Raw genomic sequence first — 17,219 nt, 5'->3', positions numbered from 1 at the left:
GTAAGCTCAACGAAAATATTTGTGCAAAGCGCAGCGAAGAGCCGCTTTAGGGCCAGTGCTTCCCCCCCCAGGTTTTTTAATATTGCAAAGAATATCTTTAAACACAGCGCGGCACGTGCAAGGCGCACGCTTTGAAATGTAACCTTATGCTACCTAGGGCCATTACACCTTCGGGCATGGCACGACATCTAGGGTGATGATGGAGCCACTTTAGAAGATCATAAGCTTGTTGGGGTAGCGTCATCGGGCTTTATAGTTGGCTATGGGCTATGGGCTATGGGCTATGGGCTATGGTCGTTTATTGTTAAGCTGGGCGCCGATCTGATTTTTTAATGTCGCACCCTCAGGGACGATCAAATTGGGCTAACTTGCGAAGCTAGAGCGTAAAGAGGAAGAGGCCTTGCGCTTATATTTGCCGGCATCCCAAGTTCGGTATGCACAGACCCGAAATAACCGATGGCTCGCGGCTCCACGGTTTGGCGCGCGGTGTGCATGGTTTTTAAGGTTGCGTTGCCACCAGCTTATGAATCATTCGAAAACATGTCTTTAACCCAAAAGATAAGTAACAGGCGCGGTGTTTGTGTGGCAGGTTTTGAGCCATCATGGCATATGTCAGCCCTCGGCACATGGCTGTTAATCAAGCGCGCGTAGTCTTTACGTAGATGCAGCAATTCTAACCGATCCTTCGCTCTCTTGCGGGGTGTGTCACGAGAGAGAGCCGATGGCAAATTTAAACAAAACCATAATGCAGCATGCGCAAAAACAGGTCGGGATATGGGAATGGGCGGGGTCCGAAAACAATCCTTTGGTTTTGGCAATGTTTGCCGAGGCTGGCCATTCTGACATCAAGCAAGATGCGGTGCCGTGGTGCGCGGCTTTTGTTGGCTCGGTCTTGTTGCGAGCGGGAACAAAGGGCACCGGCTCGCTGTTGGCGCGCTCTTATTTGGACTGGGGTCAAAAAATACCTCTTAGCGAGGCCAAAGAGGGCGATGTGGTGATCCTGTCGGGCAAAGCCAGCTGGCAGGGCCATGTCGGGTTTTTCAAGGGCCAAGGGGCGCAGAAACTCAATCTGCTGGGCGGCAATCAAAACGACCAGGTGAATGTCAAAGCCTATCCCGCCTCTAAGCTGCTGGGGGTGCGCCGGGCAATCGCGCCGCGTTCAAATCCAAGCGAAAGCACCACCCTTCAAGCCAGCACGGTTACAGCGCTGGCAGGGGCGTCAGCCACAGCCACGGCGGGCGTGGCGGCAATGCACCCCGCAGCGCAGGTTACGCTGATTTGTGCAGGCGTTCTGGTGATGCTGGCGGGGGTTTGTATTTTCCGTGAGCGGCTGCGCAAATGGCGGCTGGGGGACCGATGATCGCGCGGCTGAAAACATGGCTTGCGCTGGCGGGTGCCTTTGTTTTGGCCATGCTTGGCTCGTTTTTATGGGGCGCTGCCAAACAGAAATCAAACCAGAAGATCCGCGATTTAAAAGCGCGGGTATCAGTGCGTCAAAACACAAAGGAGATTGAAGATGAGGTGGATCTTTTGTCTGATGATGCTGTTTCTGATCAGCTTCGCAAGTGGCTGCGCGACCGTGATCAGCGGTGAGTGCCTTTGGGCAGAGCCTCTTCGCCCCTCGGTGCGTGATGCTCTGACGATTGGCACCCAGCGGCAAATCTTGGCGCATAATAAAAAAGGCGTCGAATTTTGCGATTGGGAATAATTTTAGCGCTTGGATTGAGCGTCGACACGGGTCTGTTACGGCATAGTACGAAATAACATCCTGAATGTGATCGATTGCAAAAAATTACACGGAGATACGACGAATGAGAAATTTTATCATCTGTCGCATCTTCGCATAAATACTGGCCGCAAATTGAAAGCTTTGATACCTTTGCTCGGGGGATTAGGTGCTAGTATTTTGAATTTCACTTACCCTGAACGCAAAATTATTCTTGGGGCAAATAAAGGCTGCATTATCTTTAGAGCCAGATAAATTCTTTTCCAGTTGCATAAGAAACTGTTTTGGCTTGAGAATTTATTTTTAAAAACGGGTATAGGGCGGCGTGATTGTATCGACCTCAATCTGAATCACTGCGGTCGTCTTACAGAGATCAAACTGCCTAATCAGATCCAGTGTGCCCTTGGTATCTAAAGCTGCTAACCTTTCCGATGCTGTCTCCGACTCATGCGGCTTGGTCAGCGGTGCTGGTGATCATAACCAAAGGGGGTGAGATGAGCCTCTCTTTGCTCTTTGTTTCAAATCTCTGTGATGTATCATTATACCGCAATTGAGATCAAACAAGGGCTTGCCCATAGCGGCAAATAAGCCTAAAGGGGAGGGCAACAACGGAGATACCCATATGCTGCAAGTAAGTGTTCGTGACAACAACGTAGACCAAGCGCTGCGTGTTATGAAAAAGAAAATGCAACGTGAAGGCATGTTTCGCGAAATGAGGGCGAAAGAATTTTATGAAAAGCCCTCTGTGAAAAAGGCAAAAGCCAAAAAAGAAGCGATCAAGCGGATCAAAAAGCTTGCTCGCAAAAAAGCTGAGCGTGAAGGGTAAAGCGCCCAAGCCCAGTGATATTAAAGCTTAAGGCTGAAGCTTGATCAAAAACATAGTTAGTGTTGCGTAACCGACTTTGTGCGGTTGCGTTTTTGTGTTTTGAAAAATAAGAAATGACGCGTGCGCCCGACAGATAGAACGAATGACAGCGCAGATCTAAAAAACGAACATCAGCCTATTAAGACCAAAATGCGGGATTAACTGTGGCGTGAAAGATAAGCAGCACGTTGATAAAATGGATCTGCCCGCAACGTTGTAGCGACCTATAATTTTCAGTATCTCTGCTCGGTATGTCAGGCTTGCAAGATTGAACCGTTCGCCTTTAGCTCTCTGTTTCTAAGTCTATTTCGCGGGCTATGGGCTGCATTTTGTTCCCGATCTCCGTGCGGTGAAAGATGTTGAGAACTTAATCATGCTGACGCGTTAGAATGGGAATTTGCTCGACCTGATTTCAAACGATGTTGAGCAATGATATCAAGCACGGAAACTGGCCGTCACTAGGTTTGGTAAAGGCTCTCAGTTTTCTTAACGATCAACCAAGTCGTTTGAATATGGGACGGTCTGCTCGAGGCTCCGGTTTGGTGATCGACACAGATATTTTTACAATGAAAAGCGGTACCACAAACCACATATATTTTCTTGGTTTTGACTTAACGTTCGCAGAGGTCGTCCAACCTTTTGACCACTTCCCAGAATTATTAATCCCCCACAGTCATATCTTCGGTGGCGTAAACAGCTGCCAAACTGGCTTAGCGCTAAAGTATGCATCTGAATGATGTAGCGAACTCCACATTCTGTACATTGTGGCGATGAACACTGATGATCTTCAAAAGATTGCTTATGAAGAAATTGGCGGAGAAGAAATTTTTGATCCAAGCCCCTTTATTATTTTTTCAAAACAGACAGATCAGGAAGAGGGTGGTTTTGTCACTAGCCGCTTTTAATCTGCTAAGATCGTCGCTGAATCGGGGAGGAGACGGGGGATTAGCCCCCTGGCCAAGATCGTGCAGTTTCATAAATCCGCCCGCATCTTTCAGCAGTGGCGTGTACTGTTTACTTAGACCTAGAATAGCCTCATTAAAGAGATCCAAGAAGATCAATGCTCTCTACCGGCTACCGTTTCTCGAATAAGCGCTTGACGATATATATTTCATTTAAATTGCGTTCAATAACACTGTGGCATTTTCAATGCATCAAGTGCCAGAATTTTTGTGTTTGCATGAGGCTGTAAAGAACAGCCAGTTTGTTCATAAAAACGTCGATCATCTGCCATTGCTGAGGCAAAACTTTTCATTTTGTAGAGTTTTCTGCACCCTCCAACAAAGCATGACTTACGCCCAACCGTCGGATCTTTTTACGAAAGCATAGGTCAATAACACCTAAAATTAACAAACTGTTGTTGCCGATGCGAACCAGTGCGAACCCAAAATCAAAATGGCCGATAAGTTTAGAGTTATCTTCGCAATGAAACGCCCAAGCGGAGCTTGCTTAAACTACGTTCAGCCCTTGTGAATGCCGCCGAAACAGCACTCAAGAAGGGTTGCGATATCAACTTCATAATGTGAATCAACACCGTGGTAAAATTTGATTTTTATCGTAATCATAACGGCGCTTAAGTGACCATTCATTGGGCGAGAAATTTGTTACACTTTGAGAAATTTCAGAGTCCGGTACATGCATATCAACGAAGAGGTGCCAATACACTCTGGTGTTTTTAAGCGGTATTTCTGCCCAGTTATCAAATACGCGCATGCCTTCTTGTTGGGTGCCGCGAATATGGCTTGGGCATTCATGACTTCCAACCGTGGCAGAGGCGCTAAGCAAACCTGATCGTAGCAGGTTCACGTTAAAATGAGCTGGATCCACAGGAGTGTCAGTTTTATCTTCGTTGTAAAGATCATTGTGGGCATCAGATTGTCCGTACAAACGGCGTGCTTTGGTTTTGAGCGTTAAACGTTTCATTTTACGTTTTGCGGCGCCTTAAAACGGTCTGGGCTGGCCGCTTTGCTTTTACAAAATCCTTGTGATTGACGATGGTTTCTGCAAAGCGACGGCTTGAAAAACGGTGTAAAATTTAAGATCGCTTCATGATCTGCTTTGTGCCCTTATACTTACAGAACCATTAAAAGGTAATATATATTGAGGCGTTGGATCTGCCCTTACGTCGCGGGTTGGTTGGTAAGTTGAGATTTTTTAAGGCAATGGCACGTATAAAACGAACTTGAATAAAACGTAAAATGCGGTGATTACCACTGCGCCGGATATCGGATATAAAATAAACGTTTTTGCGCTCCAGCGTTCATGCATCGCCGCAATCAGCCCACCGCTGAAAGCTACCACGCCTGCGGGTAAAAATCCGATCTTAGGGATCAGGAAACCCATCAGAAACATCGCGATTATCAGCAATGCCCGGCGCCACCAAATGCCGGTTCCAAAACCGCCCTCTTCGGATGGTTTTAAAAATCTGGCGATGAATGAAAATGACGCTGTCACGACCAGTATAATGGCCACGGTTTGCGGAAAAACTTGGCTGTCGCGATCAGTATAGCTGGTTGTATCATACAGCGTTATCAGCCCCGCACAGATAAAAAACAGCGAGGCAAGCAGCGATCCGATCTGTCCGCCGCTTTTCATTGCAGAAGGGGGGGTCATTGGTTGGCCTCTTCGAATCTGCGTGATTTTCGCCATTGAACGATCAGCGGTAAAATCAGCGTTATGAGCGTGAACAGCAAAATGCCTTGCGAAATCGGTCTGCCAAAAAACATTCCGAATAAGTTATTTGTCGCCGCGCCTATGGTCCAGCCTTGCACAAAGCCTTGCTCGGCGATCGGGCCCAATATCAACCCCAGAACGATCGGTGAGGCAGCGAATCCAAACCTGGCAACAACCCATCCAAAAACCCCAAGGCACAGCATGATAATCACGTCTGAGACGCTGTTGCGGATGGCAAAAGTACCGATGATGGTCATAAACCCGACCGTTGGCACCAACACTGCCTTCGGCACAGTGACGATCGATTTATACGCGTAGCGCCCTATCAGAAGGCCTGCCGGCAACATCAAAACCGTTGCGATTATCAATCCATAGATGAACGTAAAGACGATCGAGCCGCTTTGTGAAAACATCGCTGGGCCGGTGCGTACGCCTTGCACCAACAGCGCTCCTAAAACGATGGCATCGGGCGGGGTGCCTGGAATGCCTAAAACCAGCGTCGGGATGAAGCCCCCACCAACAGTGGCGCTATTTGCGGATTCGGTTGCCATAATGCCATTCGGCTCGCCCTCACCAAATTTCTGGTCTGGCTTGGCGGTACGTTTGGCCTCTGAATAGGCCACCAACCCAGCAACTGAGCCGCCTGCGCCGGGTAAAATACCCACTAAAGTACCGATAATTGAAGAGCGGATCAGATTGAATTTCGAGCGCGCCGCGAGCGCAAATGCCTCTCCGATGCGAACCGTTTTCACGCCTTCTTCCACCTTTAAATGCCTGTCAGGAACCGCGACCAGATCGATTAGGACCGGCACACAGTAAAGACCAATCAACGCCCCCACAACGCCAAAACCGCCAATCAAGGTTTGGCTGCCAAATGTCAGTCGGATATCAGCGGAAATTTCAGCCACGCCAACCGTTGATAAAATCATCCCAAAAGCCCCGCCCACCAGACCTTTCATCAAATTGCCGCTGGAGAGTGATGCAATTAAAGACAGTCCAAAAACCGACAACCAAAAATACTCAATAGGCCCAAAAGCCAGCGCGACCTGCGATAAAGGCGGAGCCAGAAAAAGCAACGCGATTGCGCCAACCAGGCCGCCAAAAACTGATGCAAAACAGGCAAGAGCGACCGCAAGATCTCCATCGCCACGTTTTGCCATGGGATAGCCGTCAAAGGTTGTGGCAATGGCCGATGGGGTGCCTGGTGTATTCAATAAAATAGCGGCATAGGCGCCGCCGTAAATTGCGCCGGTGTAAATGGCCCCAAGAAGAATAAGCGCGGAGGCAGGCTCCATACTAAAGGTGATGGGAACCAAAATAGCCAGCGCCATGGTGGCGGTTAACCCCGGGATAGATCCAATGACAGTGCCGGCCACAACGCCAAATAAAGCCAATGCAAAATTCAAAGGCGTTAAGGCAGATAAAAAGTGACTGAATTCCATCGCTACAACTTTCCGGGGTTAACCAATTTATTTTACTTGATGAGGCCAGCTTCGCGAGCATCTTTCAAATATTCCGCAACGCGGTCAGCCATAAAGGCCGGCATATCCGCCGCGCTTATATCCAACATCGCAAAGCCACCATCGAGCATTTTCTGACGAAAGGCTGGGTCGGCATTGATTTCGCCAATCATATCAGACCACATGGCGGTGGTTTCTGCGCTCGCGGTATTGGGCAACGCTATACCACGATAGGCGCCACCCACCATATCATATCCCAGTTCTTTGAAGGTTGGGACATCCGGGAAAAGGGGATGACGGTCTTCCATCGCAACGGCCAACATGCGCACGGCATCGCCTTGTTTAGCACCTACGGTTGTATAACCCCATTGTGCTTTGACCTGATTGCCCAAAAGCGCCGTCACAGATGCACCGGTGCCTTTGAACGGCACATATGTGGTGAGCGCGCCGGTCATCTTGTCAAATTTGATTTGGGCCAGGTGGTTGGCGCTGGCTTTTCCCGATCCTGACATGGTGACCTGTCCGGGGTTGGCCTTCGCATCATTCACCAAATCTGCAAGTGTTTGATAGGGGCTATTGGCCGGAACAACGATGGCATCTGGTGTGAAGTGGAACATGTAGAACGCGTTCAACGAATCTGTTGTAAAGCCTACGTCTTTTTGCGCAGGTTTGATGATGATATGGGGTAAGTTCACGCCCATAATGGTTTGGCCATCGCCGTTCAAACCGTTCAGAGAGGCCCAGCCAACTGCACCGCCACCGCCGGGTTGGTAGGAAACCACCATTTCTTGGCCAAATTTTTCGGCGAAGAAAGGCTGCTGCAATCGTGCAGAAATATCCGACTCGCCGCCGGGTCCGAAAGGAATGATGTAATTAACGGGTCCGTTCAATTCCGCGTGGGCTTGCACACCAAATGTCAGTGCAAGCGCCGCCGCAGCGGTTGTTTTAAGAAGAGTACGTCTCAGCATAATGTTTCTCCCGAATTTGCTGTAATTTTGTGATATCTTTGATAGTAGACACAGGTTTAGATGCAAGCGCCATGGTTTTTTGAACTGGCAGCTCTAAAAGTCTAGGCTTGCAAATCCGCTGACCAGCGTAAGCTAATGCATTTTTGAGCGTGTCATTGATGGTCATTTTACGCCATATACCGTGCTAACCATGCTAGGTTTCCCTAAAATTTGCGTTTCCGCCAGTCATTAATTTTTGGCTTTTTGTAAAGCGTTTCTTTATAAGCGCATTTATGAGACTATTTTGGCCTGAGAGGTGTCGTAAGACCGATGACCATTGCCCTTTTTAAAACTTTAATCGCCATTTCTGAACAGGGTAGTTTTCGCGCTGCCGCAGATGTTATTTGCGTCACGCATGCGGCGATCGGCCAACAAATGACGCGGCTTGAAGAAACATTGCAAGTCAGATTGTTCGACCGTTCTGAAAAGTCACCCAAATTGAATCAATTGGGCAAAGCGTTTGTGCCCAAGGCCAAAGCGGTCGTTTTGGCCTATGATACCATTTTAGATGATCTCACGGGTGATCCGCGCACGATCGGAGAACTTTCTGTTGGCGCGGTGCCATCCTCTTTGGCCGGCTTAATTCCCAAATCGATCAAACGGTTGATCACGCTTTATCCACAATTGCATATCCGCGTGGTGCCGGGGCTTTCACCTTCTCTATTCGAGCAGATCGAAGGCGGGACATTGGATGCGGCTGTGATGAGCGAGCCTCGGCATATACATAACGGGCTTAATTGGTTGCCATTTTATGAAGAAGAATTGGTTTTGCTGGCCTCGCCAGAGGTTGTCGAAGACGATCCTTTTCTCATCTTGGAAAGGATGCCTTATTTGCGCCATACCCGGCAGGCAGCCGTTGGGATGATGGCCGAAGACTGGCTGGCGAAAAATAACATTCGCGTGCATGATTTGATGGAGATGGGCTCTTTGGAAAATCTTGCCAGTATGGTTGCACATGGTCTTGGGGTCGCGATTGGCCCAAATATTTGTGTTCCTGATCCGTCTTTTGAGCAATTAAGAAAAATTTCATTGGGACCATCTGCGCCCCGACGTACGCTTGGTATCCTAACGAGATCAGATTGTTCAAAATTAAAACTGCTTGAGCCCTTGTTGGCGCAAATCAAACTGACGATCGCCGAGTCGGAGGGTTAAACCGACTTGTAAAATTTAATTTTATTTAAAATGAAATTTATTTGATTTGCTAAATAATATTTTGAGGGTGACAGTAAGGCAACCTGTCAGTCATCTTGGAGGCATTTATGCCAAACCTTTCTACAGCGCCATCAGATGATGTTTTGGATCAAATTAAAGCCATCCTGGGCCATGGTGGATGGAAGGCTGGAGCTGAGGCTATCAGTTATTTTGATGATCCGAGAGGGCGGTTTTGCGGGGCGGCATTTTTGGTGGTGTTGCCCGAGTCAACTCAGCAGGTATCTGAGATTGTAAGCCTCTGTAATAGAGAAAAAATTGCCCTTATTCCCTATGGCGGCGGAACGGGTGTGGTGGCGGGCCAACTTTCAATTGAAACCGAAAATATGCTTATTCTATCGCTTGAACGGATGAATAGCATCAGTGAGGTTTCTGAAGATGACTGCACTGTGACGGTGCAAGCAGGCTGTATATTGGCGCATCTGCACGCTGCGGCTAACGAGAAAGCGCTGCAATTTCCGCTCAGCATGGCTTCTAAGGGCAGCTGTAGTGTTGGCGGGAATCTTGCTACCAATGCAGGGGGGATACAGGTCGTGCGCTATGGCAACACGCGAGATCTATGTTTGGGGATAGAAGCCGTGTTGCCCTGCGGCTCTATTCTAAGCGATCTCAGCCCTTTGCATAAAGACAATACGGGGTATGATCTTAAACATCTTTTGATTGGAAGTGAGGGGACATTGGGCGTGATAACTGCGGCCACATTCAAGCTCACACCACTCGACCCTGAAACGGTGACTATGCTTTGCGCGGTATCGTCTCCTACCGCTGCCCTTGCGCTTTATAAAAAGTTACGCCTCAATTTGCGTGAAAGTATTTCAGCGCTCGAATTGTTGAGCGATTTCGGCTTAGATTTGGTGGCCAGTTGTTTTTCAGATCTAAAAAAACCCTTTAAGCAAGATTATAGCTGGTATGTGTTGATCGAGGCAGGCGGCGCCGAAGGTATTATCGAACAAGCTTTGGGCGCGGTGGCCGATTGTTTGGAGACGGGTTTGGTGCAAGACGCGGTGATTGCACAATCTGATACGCAGCGCGCCACCCTGTGGCGATTGCGCGAAAATACACCCGAGGCGAACCGGTTGTCAGGTGCGTTTGTAAGCAGTGATACATCGGTTCCTATAAGCAAAGTTGAAGCGTTCATTCACGCGACATGCGCCGCGGTAAAAGCGATTAATCCGGATCTGAGGGTCAACACATATGGGCATATCGGCGATGGGAATATACATCACAATATTTTACCACCCCAAGGCGTCACGAAAGCCGCATTTCTAAAAGCAGAACCAGACGCGGCTGAACGCATTCGCATGGTGATAAACGATGCCACGGTGGAATTTGGTGGCTCGATTAGCGCTGAGCATGGGATTGGCCGCTTGAAAACGCAAGACCTTGAAGCTTATGTCAGTCCGGTAAAGCGTCGCGCGCTTAAGGCGATAAAATCGGCACTTGATCCCAACAATATTATGAACCCCGGCGCGGTGCTTCGTTAAAACGATAATTTTTGGATTGATAGCTTGAGATACGATCCCTTTCGCGTCCAAGGCGCGGGGTATGCGCATGGCTGCAATTTGGCCGCCTGTTACTGCCGTTTTTGCCGATGCCACCGCTAAGAGTTTTGGCGCGCGGCATTTATATAGATATCGAGCAAATTAAACCGGATAAAGCGGCTTGCCGTTTACGCAGCGTGGGCTTCGCCTAAGCGGCGTTTCAATATGCAAACAGCATGATGATAAAGATGCGTTATAATCTGGGTCAGGTGGCTTGCTGTTTACACAAGATCCATGTCGCGATGAACCAGCCAGATACGTCGCTACTTTTATTCAAACAAAATTTCAATTTTAAATTAGATCGGTTCGCCAAATTAGAGGGCTTGGTTGTGGGTTTTTGATGTTTGAGTGATTCTGCGCGTAGGCGCCATTCCTCCAGTCAAGAAAGCAAAATTTTAAAAAAGCGGGAACTTTGCATGCTTTAAGATAAGTCTAGATCTCTTTAGGATTTGTGAAAACAAACAATTTTTAGGGCTCTATTCTGGAAAATTGAGTGAGAAACAGAGATTTTAAAAAATGGATTACGATAATTTTAACTTAATCCTCAAAAAGAAGATTTTTTGGTCTTCACCATCAAAATAACCGTTGATTGGAAACTGGTAATCTGTTCGATTGCGATTTAAGCTTGCGCAACGCTCGCGGGCACAATCATTCTGTTCTTTTGACAGAAGAATGAAGCTTCAATTTTGAGGCAAAAAATGGGAGAAAATAAATGTCGAATAAATCAAAACTGATCGGTGCGGTTGCCGGTGCGACTCTCGCGCTCGGTGCGCAGACAGTCTTGGCCGGTGGGCATCAGGAAATGACGGTAGCATATTTTCTAGAGTGGCCAATGCCATTTGAGTATGCAAAACAAATGGGAACTTATGACGAAGAGTTAGGTGTAAAGGTCAACTGGGTGAGCTTTGATTCTGGTGTGAAAATGTCCGCAGCTATGGCCTCGGGTGATGTTCACTTATCAGTAAGCCAGGGTGTTCCGCCTTTTGTGGTTGCAACCTCGGCTGGCCAAGACCTTCAAATCTTAGATGTAGCTGTTAGCTACGCTGACAACGATAACTGCGTCGTCAGAAGCGATCTTGAAATTGACAAAAGCAGCACTGAAGAGTTGGCCGGTAAAAAAGTGGCCGTGCCTTTGGGTACAGCAGCGCATTATGGTTTCTTGAAGCAAATGGACCATTTTGGTGTTGACGTTGGCAGCATGGAAATAGTGGACATGGATCCACCAGATGGCGCTGCTGCAATCGCGCAAGGCGCTGTGGATATGTTCTGCGGTTGGGGTGGTTCGTTACGCCGCGCGAAAGAGCACGGAAACATTCTGCTTACGGGTGCTGAAAAAACTGAACTAGGTATTTTGGTTTTTGACGTCACTTCTGGTCCAGCAGGCTGGGTAGCGGAAAACAGCGATCTAGTTGCCAAATTTCTCAAGGTGACCGCCGATGCAAACGCGATGTGGGCGGATTCTTCCAACCATGCCATGATGCTTCCTGCCATTGCGAAAGACGCTGGTATGGATGAGGCGGCAACAGCAGATACAATGGCGACATTTGTATTCCCAACTGTCGACAGCCAATTGTCTTCAACATGGCTCGGTGGTGGCGCACAGGAATTTATGAAGGGTGTTGCAGACGTCTTTGTGACAGCTGGAAGTATCGATTCAGCATTGGGTAGCTATGCTGACAACGTGAATGTTGGTCCGTTGGAAACAGCAAACGGAATGTAATTAAACAGCTGCGGGCCGGTGCGCCGGCCCGCAGAATGCAACTGATGTTGTGGTTTATTTGCAATCGTCTCCATCAAAAGTAGGAAGAGAAAAGTGGCCATGTCTGGACTGTCCATCCAAAATATTTCAATGCGCTTTGATTTGCCAAACGGTGAGTGCGTGCAAGCTTTGAAGGATGTCACCCTCGACTTGAAAGCAGGTGAATTGATGTCTGTTTTGGGGCCCTCTGGATGTGGTAAAACTACATTATTAAACATTGTTGCCGGATTTCTCGCGCCAACGCAGGGTGAAATTCTATTAAATGGCGAAAAGGTAACTGGCCCCAATGCCGAACGTGGCATGGTGTTTCAACAGGGTGCTTTGTTTGAGTGGATGAACGTAAGAGAAAACGTGGGCTTTGGTCCACGGATGAAAGGAATAAGCACCGCACAATCGCGCGAAAAAGTGGATCATTTGCTTGATGTGGTTGGGCTGCGGGATTTTAAAGATAAAGCAGTATATGAGCTTTCTGGGGGCATGCAGCAGCGTGTTGCATTAGCCCGATGCCTCGCCAATGATCCAGATGTAATTTTAATGGACGAGCCATTAGGCGCACTTGATGCGCTTACTCGCGAAAAGATGCAGTCGTTGGTTTTGAAGCTATGGAAGGAAACCGGCAAAACAATTATTTTGATTACGCATTCTGTAGAGGAAGCTTTGCTGCTGGGCGAGCGCCTTTTGGTGATGGCTCCGCGCCCGGGCCGTATTCATCGTGAATATCGTCTTCCTTTTGCTGATCTAGGCGTTGATGCCGACCTTCGTGATATTAAAAAACACGTCGAATATGCCAATCGGCGCGAAGAGATTTTGGAAATGATCTGGAATATGGAAGAAGAAATTATGGGACGTTCGGAGGCAACGGTTTGATGGAGTTATTGGTCAAGCTTTCCGAAGAATTACTTTCGATCCTGGTCATTCTAGCGTCGGCTATGCCCTATATCGCCGGTTATATTGGCTTAATCCTGTTAACCCTTTTTGTGTCGCGGCTGGTAAAGAAACTTCTTACACCCAAGCAAGATTTTGGTTCATTGAAAACCGTGACCTTTGGAGATGAAAGTGCGGTAAATTCAAATTTTGCAGCTTCTGTTGTTTCTGTTCTGTTGGTTTTGATTTTATGGGGGGCCTTCACCGGATCAAAAATTTTACCGTCGTTTCTGCATGCACCCGGCCCTTTTCGGGGAAATGCTGAATTCACTTACACGGCTGAAACCGGTGATGGTCTGCGCGATGAAGCGAGAGTGAAACTTATTGTCCATGGCATCGGTGAAGATATAATCCTCCCAAACCTAGAATTGGGTGATGGTTTCGCCAAAAATGATGTCATGGCCGTCAAAGCTTATCGCACGAAATTACTGAAATGGGATAAAAATGACGAAGAAAACCGCAAAATGGGAGCTAAGATTGTTGCAATTAATGGTAAGCCGATTGAGCAGGGCGTCGCGGTTTATTTAGAGAATCTTCGTATTGCTTTAACGCCAAAAGGCACTTTGAATGTTGAGCCTCGAAAAGGTTGGCAGATGGAGCCTATATGGTTGCCGGCGCCCGAAGCCGTCTGGGGGCGGCTGATAGAAATATCGACCCAAGGCTTCAAGAACTTTCCTTTGCTTGAACATTTGGGTTTTTCGCTATTTCGAGTTGTGGTCGGGTTTTTTATTGGCGCGATGGTGGGTATACCTTTGGGCTACGCCATGGGCTTGTCCGATTGGTTTCGTGGCTGGTTTGATCCGATTGTTGAATTTATGAGGCCGGTCCCGCCGCTTGCTCTGATCCCGTTGGTGATTATTTGGGCGGGTATTGGGGAAGTTGGCAAAGTGATTTTGTTATTCCTCGCTGCACTTTGGATTATGGCCATCGCCGCGCGTGCAGGCGTGTCTGGAGTTAAAATTTCAAAAGTGCACGCTGCTTATTCATTGGGCGCAAGCAGATGGCAGATAATGCGCTTTGTCGTATTCCCCAATAGCTTGCCAGAAATTTTTACCGGGGCGCGAGTAGCCATGGGCGTGTGTTGGGGCACGGTGGTTGCCGCTGAACTTGTGGCAGCGGAAAAAGGCGCAGGCATGATGATTATGGTTGCGTCAAAATTCCAGCAGACGGATATTGTTATCCTGGGCATTATCCTGATTGGGATCATTGGCTTTGGCATAGACATGCTTATGCGCTGGGTCGAACGGGTTATGGTGCCCTGGAAAGGGCGGGGCTAAAGTCACAAAATAAAAAAGCTTTGTTTCTTAACGGCACGTCCCAGAGTCAGGGATAATATTCTTGTTTTTGCCTTATTGTATCTAGCAGCGTGAATGGCCTTAGTTTTTCGTGCATGCGCCGCCAGTTTCTTTGAAGGTCAGTTTTTGGGGCGTGGATTAGCTTATCGGATCAAGTGCGCTACCCAGTATGAGGATGAGACTGAGTAGCGGCTTTTGTGAATTTATATGTTTTGCAACGATTTTACCCTCGCAGAAATGTTCTAGATCCTTAGGTAGAGGGCTCAGGTGTGCGATCGTCCTAAAATTCTATTTTTAACAAAATACGCTATATTTCAGCTCCGCTTTTGGCGATTTTGTGGATGTTTCCAACCAGCGCAGAGGTTGGCCTGTCGCTGAGGTGTATTCAGTCTTTCACTTTGCGGCTTTTGCGGTGAGCAGAGCGGGCGAGCTGCATTGCATAAGCTTCGTGTTTTGTCGCGGGGTTGGATAAAAACCCGCAAAAAATTTTTATGGCTCGCATAATTTGGGTAACTTGTGGAAGGTCGTATGATGGAAACACTTTCAAAGTGTCGGGTGGGGAAATCCTGATTTACGTATTCATTTTTCTACGATCTATCATTTTGACTGATCAAAGAGTTGAAACCAATTTTCTATTTTGCCGTTTTGAGAGGTGAATGTGTGTCCCATACTTGGTGGGCATTCTAACCGTTTAATCCATGACTGATCTCACAATGCCTTTATCAATGCGGGGTGATCGACTTTGTTTTTCTAGGGGCTCATACTTGGGGCAAGGTGGTGCGCTGTTGGTTTCGGAATTTAACGCCTTTCAATGCTGTTTGAGGGGCTTTTTAACGCCTTAAATTCAAATTATTTGCACTTAATTAGCAAAATATTTCATTTTTAAGAATTTAAACTTTGTGTCATGATCGCCTGCGACACTTCTTAGATTTCAGTAAGGATAGCGATTATGCGGCGTTTAGGGGCTTGGATGCAGTTTAATTTGAAACTGGGTTTGCACGTGCAATGCGGCCGGCCCGCCCCTCATATTTTGTCCGTTTCAGATATCTTTTGGGGTGCCCGCGGATGCTGCTGATCGGTGCGTTTGGCACGGTGCTTGAAGCCATCTACCAGGTTTTTTTTGGCTTCTATCAGTTCGCGATATGGCGCAAAGAGCGTTATTTTGAAGATCTATGTTTAATTCAAACGGGAGTGGGCAATAAAGCAGGCCCCGGTGTTTACGGCGCCGCGCCCTATCAAGCCTACGGGTCCCTCGCGGTGCAAAGGAGAGCAGAATGAAACCTTATAAGATGTTGATCGATGGCGCATGGGTAGAGGCCCGCGATGGCGGAACATTCACCAGTATTAATCCTGCGACAGGTGAAGAATGGGCGGAAATTCCAGAGGCCACGGCCGAAGATGTGGATTGCGCTGTGCGCGCTGCAGATAGGGCTTTTCGTGAAGGGCCGTGGGCTCAGATGAACGCAACCCAACGCGGCCATTGTTTGCGCCGCTTGGCAGATTTACTTGCCGCGCAGTCTGAGACGCTGGGAGAAATCGAAACGCGTGATACTGGGAAATTATTTGCAGAAACGCGGTGGCAGGCAAAATATATCAGCGAATTTTATCATTTTTTCGCTGGAGCGGCTGATAAAATTCATGGCGAAACGCTTCCGATTGATAAACCGGATATGTTTGTTTTTACCAATCGTGAGCCCTTGGGGGTGATTGCCGCGGTTGTGCCGTGGAACAGCCAGTTATTTTTGGCAGCGGTGAAAATTGGACCAGCACTTGCGGCGGGAAACACCGTTGTTATGAAGGCCTCGGAACATGCACCTGCGGCGCTATTAGAGTTTGGAAATTTGATTGCGCAAGCAGGCATTCCCGATGGGGTGGTCAACATCGTGACGGGGCATGGTGATCCTTGTGGGAAGGTGCTTACCTCGCATCCGATGGTGGCGCGCGTTTCATTCACCGGAGGGCCAGGCTCGGCCCGTCACGTAATCCAAAATACAACAGAAAATTTCGCCGAACTCAGTTTGGAATTGGGGGGAAAATCTCCGTTTATCGTATTTGAAGATGCGGATATTGAAAGCGCTGTAAACGGATCAGTCGCGGGTATATTTGGGGCGTCTGGGCAAAGCTGCGTGGCGGGTTCGCGGTTGCTTGTGCATGAAGATATTGCGGATGAATTTTTAAAGCGGATGGTGAAGATTGCGCAGGCCGTCACGATTGGCGATCCTATGGCTGGCGAAACCGAGATGGGGCCTTTATGTACCTATGGGCAACTCGAAAACATCGAACGCGAGGTAGCGCGCGCTGTCGAGGAAGGCGGCCAGATTCTAAGCGGTGGAAAACGGGTAAATGCCGGTTCGGATTTGTATTATGAGCCAACGATTATCGACTGCCCCTCCCCAAACCTTCACATAGTTGATACTGAATTATTTGGCCCGGTTTTAAGCGTGCTGCGGTTTAGAACAGAAAGCGAAGCCTTGGCTTTAGCCAATGATACGGTGCATGGCCTTGCAGCGGGGATTTTTACCAAAGACGGAGCGCGGGCGCTGCGGATGTCAAAATCAGTAAGGGCGGGCATCGTTTGGGTGAATACCTATCGGGCAGTCTCTCCCATTGCTGAGTTTGGTGGAATGAAAAACTCTGGCTATGGCCGCGAAAGCGGCTTTCAAGCCGTTTATGATTATACGCGCCCTAAAACTGTGTGGATGAACATGTCTTCAGAGCCGTTGGGCAGCCAGTTCGTATCTCGTTAATTTGAAAGGGACG

16 protein-coding genes are annotated in these 17,219 nt (G+C 48.2%); 11 read left to right on the top strand and 5 right to left on the bottom strand.

Annotated features, from left to right (window positions below):
- Nucleotides 1-721: 721 nt before the first annotated feature.
- From UM181_16265 to UM181_16250, 4 genes are all read left to right on the top strand, one after another.
- Entirely contained in the window at nt 722-1,360 is a 639-nt protein-coding gene (locus tag UM181_16265; protein WQC62844.1) for a TIGR02594 family protein, read from the top strand.
- A complete protein-coding gene (locus UM181_16260) occupies nt 1,339-1,593 on the top strand; it encodes a hypothetical protein (GenBank protein ID WQC62843.1) in 255 nt (84 codons plus the stop codon). Before UM181_16265 ends, UM181_16260 begins: the two co-directional genes overlap by 22 nt.
- Nucleotides 1,594-2,351: 758 nt before the next feature.
- The gene (gene rpsU, locus UM181_16255; GenBank protein WQC64785.1) at nt 2,352-2,552 is read left to right on the top strand and encodes a 30S ribosomal protein S21; all 201 of its coding nucleotides are present in this window, start codon (nt 2,352-2,354) and stop codon (nt 2,550-2,552) included.
- Between the two features lie 809 nt (nt 2,553-3,361).
- Nucleotides 3,362-3,496: a hypothetical protein gene (locus tag UM181_16250; protein WQC62842.1), complete on the top strand. Its 135-nt coding sequence runs from the start codon at nt 3,362-3,364 to the stop codon at nt 3,494-3,496.
- A gap of 622 nt (nt 3,497-4,118) precedes the next feature.
- On the opposite strand, the gene UM181_16245 is transcribed toward UM181_16250, so the two are convergent.
- The 5 genes from UM181_16245 to UM181_16225 form a co-directional block, all read right to left on the bottom strand.
- Nucleotides 4,119-4,514, bottom strand: coding sequence for a hypothetical protein (locus UM181_16245; GenBank protein ID WQC62841.1), 396 nt, complete (start codon nt 4,512-4,514; stop codon nt 4,119-4,121).
- A gap of 231 nt (nt 4,515-4,745) precedes the next feature.
- Nucleotides 4,746-5,204, bottom strand: a complete 459-nt coding sequence (locus UM181_16240) for a tripartite tricarboxylate transporter TctB family protein (GenBank protein ID WQC62840.1) — start codon at nt 5,202-5,204, stop codon at nt 4,746-4,748.
- Nucleotides 5,201-6,706, bottom strand: a complete 1,506-nt coding sequence (locus UM181_16235) for a tripartite tricarboxylate transporter permease (protein ID WQC62839.1) — start codon at nt 6,704-6,706, stop codon at nt 5,201-5,203. The genes UM181_16240 and UM181_16235 overlap by 4 nt, the downstream gene beginning before the upstream one ends.
- Before the next feature lie 32 nt (nt 6,707-6,738).
- Nucleotides 6,739-7,692, bottom strand: a complete 954-nt coding sequence (locus UM181_16230; protein ID WQC62838.1) for a tripartite tricarboxylate transporter substrate binding protein — start codon at nt 7,690-7,692, stop codon at nt 6,739-6,741.
- The gene (locus UM181_16225; GenBank protein WQC62837.1) at nt 7,670-7,858 is read right to left on the bottom strand and encodes a hypothetical protein; all 189 of its coding nucleotides are present in this window, start codon (nt 7,856-7,858) and stop codon (nt 7,670-7,672) included. Before UM181_16225 ends, UM181_16230 begins: the two co-directional genes overlap by 23 nt.
- A gap of 143 nt (nt 7,859-8,001) precedes the next feature.
- On the opposite strand from UM181_16225, the gene UM181_16220 reads away from it, so the two are divergent.
- The 7 genes from UM181_16220 (at nt 8,002) to UM181_16190 (ending at nt 17,206) form a co-directional block, all read left to right on the top strand.
- The gene (locus UM181_16220) at nt 8,002-8,883 is read left to right on the top strand and encodes a LysR family transcriptional regulator (protein WQC62836.1); all 882 of its coding nucleotides are present in this window, start codon (nt 8,002-8,004) and stop codon (nt 8,881-8,883) included.
- Between the two features lie 107 nt (nt 8,884-8,990).
- The gene (locus UM181_16215; protein ID WQC62835.1) at nt 8,991-10,424 is read left to right on the top strand and encodes an FAD-binding oxidoreductase; all 1,434 of its coding nucleotides are present in this window, start codon (nt 8,991-8,993) and stop codon (nt 10,422-10,424) included.
- Between the two features lie 769 nt (nt 10,425-11,193).
- Nucleotides 11,194-12,201, top strand: a complete 1,008-nt coding sequence (locus UM181_16210) for an ABC transporter substrate-binding protein (GenBank protein WQC62834.1) — start codon at nt 11,194-11,196, stop codon at nt 12,199-12,201.
- Nucleotides 12,202-12,300: 99 nt separating this feature from the next.
- The gene (locus UM181_16205; GenBank protein ID WQC62833.1) at nt 12,301-13,107 is read left to right on the top strand and encodes an ABC transporter ATP-binding protein; all 807 of its coding nucleotides are present in this window, start codon (nt 12,301-12,303) and stop codon (nt 13,105-13,107) included.
- A 62-nt stretch (nt 13,108-13,169) separates the two neighbouring features.
- The gene (locus UM181_16200; GenBank protein ID WQC64784.1) at nt 13,170-14,441 is read left to right on the top strand and encodes an ABC transporter permease subunit; all 1,272 of its coding nucleotides are present in this window, start codon (nt 13,170-13,172) and stop codon (nt 14,439-14,441) included.
- A 1,083-nt stretch (nt 14,442-15,524) separates the two neighbouring features.
- Nucleotides 15,525-15,737, top strand: a complete 213-nt coding sequence (locus tag UM181_16195; GenBank protein ID WQC62832.1) for a hypothetical protein — start codon at nt 15,525-15,527, stop codon at nt 15,735-15,737.
- Nucleotides 15,734-17,206, top strand: coding sequence for an aldehyde dehydrogenase (locus UM181_16190; protein ID WQC62831.1), 1,473 nt, complete (start codon nt 15,734-15,736; stop codon nt 17,204-17,206). Before UM181_16195 ends, UM181_16190 begins: the two co-directional genes overlap by 4 nt.
- Nucleotides 17,207-17,219 lie beyond the last annotated feature (13 nt).

The organism is Alphaproteobacteria bacterium US3C007, from assembly GCA_034423775.1.
GTDB lineage: Bacteria > Pseudomonadota > Alphaproteobacteria > Rhodobacterales > Rhodobacteraceae > Thalassovivens > Thalassovivens spotae.
This window is presented reverse-complemented; position numbering and strand designations above follow the sequence as displayed.